General features: G+C 68.2%; 9 protein-coding genes and 1 pseudogene. 2 read left to right on the forward strand and 8 right to left on the reverse strand.

All coding sequences use genetic code 11. From position 1 onward, the window contains the following. The 7 genes from ML01_RS26020 to ML01_RS26050 form a co-directional block, all read right to left on the reverse strand. Positions 1 to 2,781 (reverse strand): ATP-binding protein (locus ML01_RS26020; RefSeq protein WP_058558290.1); only part of this gene is annotated, 2,781 nt, incomplete at its 3' end. A 314-nt stretch (positions 2,782 to 3,095) separates the two neighbouring features. After that, positions 3,096 to 4,604 (reverse strand): Fic family protein, encoded by a 1,509-nt coding sequence (locus tag ML01_RS26025; RefSeq protein ID WP_082674691.1) that lies wholly within the window; start codon positions 4,602 to 4,604, stop codon positions 3,096 to 3,098. Further along, positions 4,601 to 6,301: a DUF1156 domain-containing protein gene (locus tag ML01_RS26030; protein WP_156428019.1), complete on the reverse strand. Its 1,701-nt coding sequence runs from the start codon at positions 6,299 to 6,301 to the stop codon at positions 4,601 to 4,603. Before ML01_RS26030 ends, ML01_RS26025 begins: the two co-directional genes overlap by 4 nt. A gap of 139 nt (positions 6,302 to 6,440) precedes the next feature. Next, positions 6,441 to 6,791 (reverse strand): DUF1156 domain-containing protein, encoded by a 351-nt coding sequence (locus ML01_RS29445; protein ID WP_058558293.1) that lies wholly within the window; start codon positions 6,789 to 6,791, stop codon positions 6,441 to 6,443. A 107-nt stretch (positions 6,792 to 6,898) separates the two neighbouring features. Further along, entirely contained in the window at positions 6,899 to 7,264 is a 366-nt protein-coding gene (locus ML01_RS26040; protein WP_058558294.1) for a type II toxin-antitoxin system PemK/MazF family toxin, read from the reverse strand. After that, positions 7,261 to 7,479: a DUF2281 domain-containing protein gene (locus tag ML01_RS26045; protein ID WP_058558295.1), complete on the reverse strand. Its 219-nt coding sequence runs from the start codon at positions 7,477 to 7,479 to the stop codon at positions 7,261 to 7,263. Before ML01_RS26045 ends, ML01_RS26040 begins: the two co-directional genes overlap by 4 nt. Positions 7,480 to 7,555: 76 nt before the next feature. Further along, positions 7,556 to 7,873, reverse strand: a complete 318-nt coding sequence (locus tag ML01_RS26050; protein ID WP_058558296.1) for a type II toxin-antitoxin system Phd/YefM family antitoxin — start codon at positions 7,871 to 7,873, stop codon at positions 7,556 to 7,558. A gap of 318 nt (positions 7,874 to 8,191) precedes the next feature. On the opposite strand from ML01_RS26050, the gene ML01_RS26055 reads away from it, so the two are divergent. Both ML01_RS26055 and ML01_RS26060 read left to right on the forward strand, forming a co-directional pair. After that, a complete protein-coding gene (locus ML01_RS26055; protein WP_058558297.1) occupies positions 8,192 to 8,770 on the forward strand; it encodes a Panacea domain-containing protein in 579 nt (192 codons plus the stop codon). 16 nt (positions 8,771 to 8,786) lie between these two features. Further along, complete coding sequence (locus tag ML01_RS26060) at positions 8,787 to 9,212, forward strand: hypothetical protein (RefSeq protein ID WP_156428020.1); 426 nt, start codon at positions 8,787 to 8,789, stop codon at positions 9,210 to 9,212. Between the two features lie 28 nt (positions 9,213 to 9,240). On the opposite strand, the pseudogene ML01_RS29820 reads toward ML01_RS26060, so the two are convergent. Further along, a pseudogene (locus ML01_RS29820) lies at positions 9,241 to 9,427 on the reverse strand (hypothetical protein); the annotation flags it as partial.

Raw genomic sequence — 9,427 nt, forward strand, 5'->3', positions numbered from 1 at the left:
TTGCATGGACACGCGCTTCTCGGCCTGCTGGATGCCGGAGACGACGCCGAGCAGCCGGAAGCCGTCGGTGGGGTCGAAGACCTTGATGTCGAGGTTGCGCACGTGGGTGAAGCCGCGGGCGCGGGCGCGCTCCCAGAGCTGGGTCAGGGCCTCGTTGAGGACGCCTTCCTGGGTGAGGGTCCGATCCTCGCGACCCGGATCGGGGCCGGGATCGGGACCGGGATCGGGATCGGGATCGGGATCGGGATCGGGATCGGGACCGGGATCGGGATCGGGATCGGGTTCCGGCTCGGGTTCCGGCTCGAGCTGCGGCGGCCAGATGTCATGCTCGTCCGCGTATTCGGCCGTGTAGACGAAGGACTGCTCGTCGATGTGGATGCTGGCCCAGGGGTCGCCCGCCCCGCAGAGCAGATCGCCGCGCTGGTAGACGTAGACGCCAGCCTCGATGCCGCGGCGGATGCCCTTCACGAACACATCATCGCCGACGAGCATCGGCAGGCCGGGATCGCGGCGAAACTCCGCCCGCAGGGTCGCGGTGGTGATCTTGCCCTTCTTGAGCGGTGTACGGTCGCGGATGTAGGCGGGTGAATCGGGGTCGTCCTCGGGCAGGCGCAGCTTGTTGTTGGCGCGCAGCACCTCGATGACCTGCTTCTGCCCCTGGCCCGGCTTGTCCGATGCGCTCTGCACGTCGATGGCCGTGTGGGCGAGGTCCAGGTTGGCGCCGTCGATGCGGTTGCGCGAGGGGTAGAGGACATGCCGGTAGCACTGCTGGATGGCGAGCGCCAGCTCCTGCTCGGAGCGGTGCCACCATTCCAGGATGCGCTCGCGCTGGTGCTCGGCGAAGTCGTTGAGCTTCTCGGGGCGGCGCAGCGCGTTCAGCGCCAGGCGCCAGGCCATCTTCTGCTTCATCTCCGGCTTGCGGGCCTTGTCCGCGAGCAGGAAGGCGAGGTTGTTGCGGCTGAGGCGCAGCTCCTCGCTGGCGCCCTTGTGCGCGTAGATCCGCCCGGCCAGGTCGGGCACCACGACGTTGTCGGCGGAGACCTCCACGGCGTCGTAGCCGAGCACCACGAGCGTGGGTTTGCCGTCGCCGGCGTCATCCGGCACATCGTAAGGCCCGCCGGGGAAGGCGTTGAGGTTGAATACCGTGCCGCCGAAGATGGCCTTGATGCGGTCGTTGAGCTGGGCACGCAGCTCGTCGGTGTCCACGTGCCGCTCTTCGCGCCGCAGGATCTGGGTCAGGTTGGCCTCGGCGGCGAAGCGCAGCGGGGCGTTCGGGCGGTCGTCCAGGTAGGCCGACTCCTGCACGAAGCGCCGCACCGCGTCGTCGATGAAGCTGACATCGGTGCCGGGCGACAGCAGCGACCAGCGCAATTGCTGCGGGGAGGCGCCCTTGAGGCCGTCGTTGAAGGCCAGGGTGTGGAACAGGATGGCCCGGGCCGTATACGAGCCGTAGGGCGGCAGGCCGCTGTAGTGCTCGGTGTCCATGCGCTGCGCCAGCGCGCGCTGGTCGCCGTCGACGGCGGCGACGTCGGCCTTGATGGCCGGGACCAGTTGGCGCTGGCCGAGGCGGGTGACGATCTCCTGGCGGATGGGCTCGAAGCCGGGGTCCAGGTGGTGCAGGTGGATCGCGTAGGCGTCCGCTGGGCGCTGCTGCCAGAGCCGGGCGACGGTGCGGGCCAGGAGCCGCAGCATGCCGCGCACGCGCTGGAAGTTGCCGAGGGTGGAGGTCTTCTCGCGCAGCGTGGCGATCAGCTCCGGGTGCAGCGGATAGCCGGCCCGCAGCGCCTCCGCGCGGCTGTCGTGCGCACCCTGCGGCGGCAGGTGGTCGCGATGGCTTGCCCAGAGCTTGCGGTAGGCGTCCACGACCTCGGCGGCGCGGGCGTCGTCGATGTGGGCAAACAGGCGCCGGCGCAGGATGCGGACGGTCTCGTCCTCCTCCGTGGGGTCGAGCAGCGCCGCCTTGCGCGCCGAGACGCTTTCGGCCTCTTCCATCTTGTCCGCGATGAAGCGGTTCTCGGCGCTGTAGGCGTCGCTGGACTGGCCGCCCTTGCCGATGGCCAGCGTGTAGACCACCGCCGCGTTTGGCGTGCCCTCGACGGCCTTGAACAGGGCGGTCAGGAAGGCGGTGAGCTGGCCGCCGGCGCCGGCGCGGTCCTTGGCCTTGAGCTTGCGTAGATACACCGACAGCTCGTCGATCAGGATCAGCGTCGGCTCGCCGCCGAAGAGCTCCTTGATGGTGTCCGCGCCGGGGGCGCCGCCCTGCTCGTCGCTGGCGCGCACGCGCTCGTAGCCCTCGCGCCCGGCGAGGCGGTACGCGATCTCGCCCCATGGCGTGTAGGCGCGCAGGCCCGGCTCCAGCGGGCGCCCGTTGTAGGGGTCCGCGTTTTCGCCGTCAAAGGCCGCGATGCGGACCTTGCCACCGGGGAGCAGGGCCGGGTCGATGAATTCGGCGACGTTCTCGACGCCCTCCATACCCTGGACCGTGTGGGTCAGCGCGATCAGGCAGTGGGTCTTGCCGCCGCCGTACTGGGTGTCCAGCCGGAAGATGCAGGCGACCTGATCCGGACTGCCCGCAAGCCGCAGGCAGACGTTGCGCAGCAAGTCCTTCAGGCCGCGGGTCGGGTGGGTGTTGGCGAAAAACAGGCGCGGGTCCTTGTACTCCTCGGGCGCGTCGCCGCGGAGCACCTGGGCCAGGTCCGCGGCGAAGTCCGACTCCGCGATCGTGCCTTGCCGCACGTCGTCGCGGGGGGTGCAGAGGTCGAACAGGGTTGGCAAATGCATGGGCACTCCACTCGCGCTCCGGCCAGGCTCGCTTGGGCGTCGCGCCCTATGCCGAGGTCGTCACTTACGTCTACGGGCACCTGATGATGGCCGGGAGCGTATAAGGGTAGCCCGCATCTGTCCAGGAGGAGGCGCAACCGACGTGATCGCAAGCCGCGTGAGAACCGAGCTCAAAGAGGTTTTTTGCCGGAGCGCCGCTAAGCTGCCGATCGCGGGGCCGCAGTTGAGGCAACCGTTCCGCCGGCTCCATGTTCCATAGGGCGACGAAGTCCATCAACGGCAGCCCGAACAGCTCCGCCGCAGAACACCCGTCGCTAGTTTTCCGAAACCAGGCGCTGCCACTTGGCCAGCGCGATGGCCAGTGCGCTTTCCAGCCATTCGCTGAACCGTTCGGCGGTGCTGCCACGCGATTCGGCGTAATTGAGCTCGAACAGATCGATGGAGGCGGGTTTGACATCGACGAAGTCGGTGCTGCCACCCTCTTTCTCGATGCGGCGCTCGGTGAAGGCGGACGCGGCCATGATGCCGCTGTCGCGGGGGCCGTAGCCGTGAATGCTCACCACGATCTCGAAGCGCTCTTCGGTTGTGATGGTGATGCGCAGCCATCCGTGCCAGCGGTCCGGGTGGGGGTCGTAGCCGTGGCGCTTCGCGATATCCACGATCTGAGTGTAGAAATATTGCCGCTTTTCCGGGTCGTTGCGGGCGCTGCCGAACGCCGCGCCGTAAGGTGCGTGCTGTGGCGGCGTGACCGCTCGCAGTTGCTCGTTCAGCGCATCGGCGATGTCCTGCATGCGCCCCGCGGCCAGCTCGAACAACGCGCCCGCGTGATCGTAGACGGCGTCGAGCTTGCCGCGTGCGACGTGATACTTGCCCTTCAGCACTTGCAGCGCCGAGGCGATGATCTGCTCGGCATGGCGGTCCTGCTGGACCTGCTGCTCCAGCCCCAGGGCGCGCAGGATCGCGTCTCGTTGCCGGCGCGCGAACAGGTCGACCAGGGGCTTCAGGTCGCCGGCGTCGGCGGCCTCGAGTGCCGCGATGTAGTCCCGGCGGTCGGCATCCCGAACAACCAGCGGAAACAGGTGGGCGCGCAGAAGGACCAGCGAGGCCAGCGCGCGGGCGACCCGACCGTTGCCGTCCTGGAAGGGATGGATCTGCGTGAAGCGATGGTGCAGCCAGGCCGCGCGCACCTCCGGCGCGAGCTCGGCCTCCCGCGCGCGATACCACTCGACGAGCCGCGGCATCTCCTCGGCGACCAGCTCCGGCGGGCAGTAGTGATGGATGCTGCCGTCGGGCCGGCGCGGATTGTTCGGAAGCTTCTTGTACTCGCCCCGCAGGAGCGAGACGCGGGTGATCTGCCCGTCCGGGGTCATCGCCTCCGTGTGGTCCTGGTGCGCGGTGAACTGGGCCTGTAACCCGCGGATGAAGTGCTCCGTCAGCGGTTGCTCGCCCTTCACGAATGCGAACAGCCCTTCGACGATGTCCAATTGGTCCTGGATGATGTGCTGCACCTGGTCGGCTTGGTCGCGCTGCATGCCGCTCTGGTGCGCGATGACGCCGGCGTCGATGCCCTGCTCGATCAGCACCTCCGTCACGCCCCGATCCCAGGTGTACAGCCGCTCGATGATGCCAGTCTCGATGGCCCATTCGCGCTGCATCTTTTTCAGTAAGTCCTGAAAGACCCCGGTGTCTTGAAGCTCCTCGCGGCGCTCGAGCCAAACGGTGGCAAGTGCTTTCAGCTCCGTGGACGCCATTTGGGCCGCATCCGCGGGAAACGGAGCGATTCGCTGATATGCCATCTGCGGCTCCTGTGGTAACTCGGTCATGCGCTTTCCTCCCACAATGCCAACTGGGTTGGCTTGTCCACCCGATCCGCGAAGGCGAGCCGGCGCAGGTTCTCCAGGGCCTCGAAGTCGCCGGCGGCGGGGGCGACGGCATCCAGCGGGTCGATGCCGGTGAAGGCGCGCGACGGCGGCAGGACCTCCAGCACGGCCTCCAGCGCGGAGAGGAACACGGGCTCTTGGGTGGCGCCGACGCGGGTCAGCAGGTCGGCGGCGGCCTGTAGCGTCTGGTTGCGGGCGCGGCTGGCGGCGTGGTGGATGCTGTCGATCCAGCCCTTGGAGCCGTCCGGTGGGCCCAGCGCACCTTTGGCGGCGCGAGTGCCGCTGTCCCAGAGGATGACGTTGCTGGCCTTCTTCTCGGCGAGGCGGCCGATGATCTCGCGGTCCAGGTCGATGCCGACGACGCGGGCGAGGCGCAGGGCCTCGTCGAAGGGGAATTGCGGGGCCTGGAAGGCGTCCCAGGCGAGCACGAACCACTCCGTCGGCGGGTCCAGCTCGGCCTGGCGCTTCAGATGCGTGAGCTGCTCTAGGCGCCAGCGTTTGACCTCGCGGCGGGCGGCGTCGAGGGCGTCCTCGGGCGTGGCGGCGTAGGGGTCCGGTTTTTCCGCGAACAGTTCCGCCTGCTTGGGGCGGCGGCGCTCGAATTCCGGCTCCGGGCGCGGCGTGCCGCGCTGCACCGGCCAGTGGCGGGAGAACTCCTCCAGCGCCGGGCCGAAGCAGGACAGATACAGGTCCACGCCGCGGATGCCGGCCTGCTGGAAGCCCTGGATGCGGCCGCGCACCGCGGCGCGCACGCGCGGCTCCAGGTCCTCCCAATAGAGGGTCTCGGCGCCGTCGGCGGGGGCGGTGCGCGGGCGGCAGACCAGGAACACCGTGCTGTTGGCGGCGGACTTGTCCTTGATGTGCAGGGAGCCCTCGGCCTCGGTGTTGATGGGCCAGCTCGCGGTGATCACGAAGCCGGCGGTGATGAGCCCGGTGGTGAGCGCGTCCCAGGCGCCGGTGGCCTTGTGGGTGAACATGAGCGTCATCAGGCCGTTGGATTTAAGCACCCGGCGGCATTCGGCGAAGATGCTCGCCATGCGTTCCTGGTAATCGCGGCCCGCCAGCGCCTTGGCGCCGGGCTGGCCGCGGAACTTGGCCGGGTTGGCGACCGCCTCCTGCTCCTTGTCGGTGAGCGCGCGGCGGAACAGCTCCGGGTAGACGTGGCCGGCGGTGCGCTTGAGCCAGACGTAGAAGAAGTCCGACAGCTCCGCGTACATCACGTTGTCGTAGTAGGGCGGGTCCATCACCACCAGGTCCACCGAGGCGTCGGCCAGGTGGTCCAGGTTGTCGCCGGGCTTGCAGGTGATGGTGAGCGGCGGCGGTGCGAAGTCCGGCGCCGCGAACAGGTCGCGCTGGGTCTTCGCGCGCTTGTCCGCTTTCAGGTCGACATCCGGGCGGGTCAGCTCGGCCAGCTCGCCGATGCACTTGGCGGTCTGTTTGATCGCCCAGTCGTAGCTGAGGCCGGTGATGAGCGGGGCCATTTCGGCGTAGGACCATTTGAAGGCGAAGTCGTGACGGTCAAAGGTGTTGACCATGACCTCGCGCGAGACGTGCCAGCGGGTCATCCGTGAGTTGTAGTCGCGGAGCTTGTCCAGTGAGAGCGCCAGGTAGCCGAATGCCGCGTTGGTGGTCTCGGACAAGGCTCCCGCTGCACGGTCGATCTCCAGCAGTTCGCGCAAAACCTCGACGCCAGTCGCATGACCCAGAAATTGGCGTGGCGAGAACATGCCTTTCCAGTGAGTGAGCCCATACAGGTGCAACGGCCAACGGACGTTTGTTTTAGCTAAGCCAAGCGAGGTCTTCAGCGGTGGGGAGGTGCTGGAAGGCGCGGGGATATCCGTAGGGATCGGCTCCCAAGTCCTCGCCGGTGCGTTTGGCTGCGAGGATGCGGAGCTTCGTCTTGGCAGGATCCCCATGAATCCCCAGCACACGCATGAACCGCTCCCGATCCGCATCCGCCGGCAGCAGCGAGGCGAGGATCGCGGCGCGGGAGGCGACCAGCGGGCGCCGTGCCCACCAGACGTGCAGATAGTAGGTCGGCGGCAGCGCGGTCATGGAGCGCCGCTCGCGGACGCTCTCCTCGCCGAGCGCCGCGATGGGCAGCCAGGTCTCGATCAGGCGGGTGGTCATTGGAGGATCGACAACGGCGCGAACCGACCGCGCCCTCTGTCGGGCGGCGGCGGGCTTGGGCGCAGCTTGGCCGATCGCTCGGTGGTGTTTGGTCGCATCGGCGTGCGTCAGTGAACCGGCGCCATCGCGTCGGCGACGAGCCAGGCGGCCAGCCGCGCCCGAACGCGATCCAGGCGACCTGTCGCGAGGTGCCCCAGGGCGCCTTCGAGCCGTTCGGCAGCGACAACCGCGACGCGGGTGGTGCGAATCAGACTCGCGGTCTTGAGCCCCGAGGCGGGAAAGTCGGGGTCGTTCGGCGCAACGACCTCGTCCAGCTCGGCGCTGGCCTGATGCAAGCGGCTGGAGATCATGCAGATCAGCCAATCGTCGTAGGGTCCCGGCAGCCGGCGCAGGACGAGCGCCGGGCGCCATTTGCCGCGGCCCTGATCGGTCTGCGGGAAGCGGAACAGGACGATCTGACCTGCCGCGATCAACGCCGGCGCTCCTTCAGATCGGCCTCGCCGTAGAGCTCCGGCTCATCGTCCATATCCGCCAGGGCGCTTGCAAGCGACTGCTCGGACCAGTCGGCTCGCTCTCTGTCTTCTCGGCCCACGCGCGCTGCTAAGAACTCCGTGAAGTCCAGCACCTCGCGCTGTGCCGAAGGCGGCAAGGCGCGCAGATGATCGAGGATGGCTTGCTCAATGTTCATTGGGTCGGGGTCTCCGGATGTCGTCGCCGTCGGCACGCGCGATGGTCGATGCAGGCATTGGTGTCCGGCAGCCGGCTCATGCCACGGGCTCGCGACGGGGATAGTCGCACCGGGGCTCGCGCGCGGGCAGGTCCGGCAGCGCGCCGGCGGTACGACCGAAAAATCCTTCCGGCCAGTCGGCGGACAAATGGGCATCGTCGTGCTTCACGATGATCAGCTTGCCCTTGGCACCGCCCGGTCGGCGCGGTCCCGGCGCCCGCTGCGCCGCGCGCCCGATGATCCGCGCGATCTCTTGGTCGTCCTCGACGATCAGGATCTCGTCGTCGGCGGCGAGCCCGTGCACCAGCTCGGTGAGCCTGCGCTGGGCCTCTTGCAGTGGGATGCGCAGTGTCATCGGTCGTGGTCCTCCGGTTCGGTGAAGTGGAACGCCTCGCGCCTTGTCCCGGGCGGGAAGGCACGCAGGCGCGATGGTCATGGCGCAGGTCTGCGGATGTCATCGCGCCGATAACCCAGATGATACGCCGCCGTTGCTCATGGAGCGGCGCTCGCGCACACTCTTGGCGCACGCTCAGGATGCGCGTCTTGGCGGCCGTTCCGGCGATGCGGCGGCGCGCACCGCCCGGCCACGCGGCAGCGCCGACGGCTTCGTTCTGGGCTAGACTTTGCTTCGGTGCCTGTCATGTCCGCGCCAACAACCCTTCGACAAACCCTGATGCTCGTCACGCACGACCGCGAAAAGCTGATCAACGCGATCCTGTTCTTCGCTCACAACACGTGCTGCCTGGGCAAGATCAAGCTGTTCAAGCTCCTGTACTTGCTGGATTTCGAGCACTTTCGGCAGACCGGACGCAGCGTCACCGGGCTGGACTACCAAGCCTGGGAGCTCGGCCCGGTGCCGCTCGATGTGATGGAGGAGTGGGATCAGCCCGAGCCGGATTGGGCCGCGGTGATCGACATCGAGCCCGAGCGGGTCTTCGACTACGTGCGACAGACCGTGGTGCCGAGGGCCGACTTCGACGACAGCCATTTCACCAAGCGTGAGCTGCGCATCATGGCGGAACTGGCGGCGCGGTACCGCGACACCTACTCGCCCACGATGATCGACGTTACCCATGCCGAGAACGGCGCCTGGGCGAAGGTGTGGCGGGACGGGCTCGGCAACTTCGGCGCGATCCCATACGAGCTGTCTCTGCCGGAGGATGAGCCGTCGCGGCAGGCGATACTCGGGATCGCAGAGGAGCGGGAAGCCATTCGCGAGGCCCAGCGATCTGCGCGAAGCGATGCCTTGTGAACTACCTGCCGGAGTGGTGCCGGGGGATATCTGTCGGCACGAGCGCTTCTATCGGGACGTTCAAGGGAACTGGCAGCGCAAGTATTTGCTGGTGCTCGCCGGGACGCCAGCCGGGGATGTGATCTACCGCCTTCTGACCAGCCGGGCGCACGGCCGGCCGACGGCGCCGCCTTGCTTCCATGGCCTGCCCTATCCCGGTTTCTATCTCGGCGTGCTGGGCGGTCCACTGACCGCCGACAGCTGGCTCGATCTGCACCACGCGGACGACTACGACGGCGTGGACTTCGCGGCCGATCTTGCGGGCGGCCCAATGCGCCGGATCGGCCGGCTGCCGACGCCGACCCCGTGTCTTGCGCTGGATTGCGTCGCTGCGGCGGATGACACGACACGGCAGCAGGAGGGGTGCATCCGGGATGCCCGCGCCGGACTGGAGTGCGGGTGACATCGCCGTCAGGCCCATCCTGCGTCGCTCAAGCCTTCGGGTCGATCAGCAGGAAGCGCAGGGCCATCAGCACGCGCCGCGGGTACTTGCGGTGCATGGCCATGCCGAGCCAGTAGGCGGCCTCCTCGCGGCCCATCTCCTCGATGCCGTCGGCGCAGGCGCGCATGTGCTCGCGGTTGCGCATGGGGGCGAGCACGCGGAACAGGAGGCCCAAG

This window comes from Thiohalocapsa sp. ML1, assembly GCF_001469165.1.
In the GTDB taxonomy this organism is placed as follows: Bacteria; Pseudomonadota; Gammaproteobacteria; order Chromatiales; family Chromatiaceae; genus Thiohalocapsa.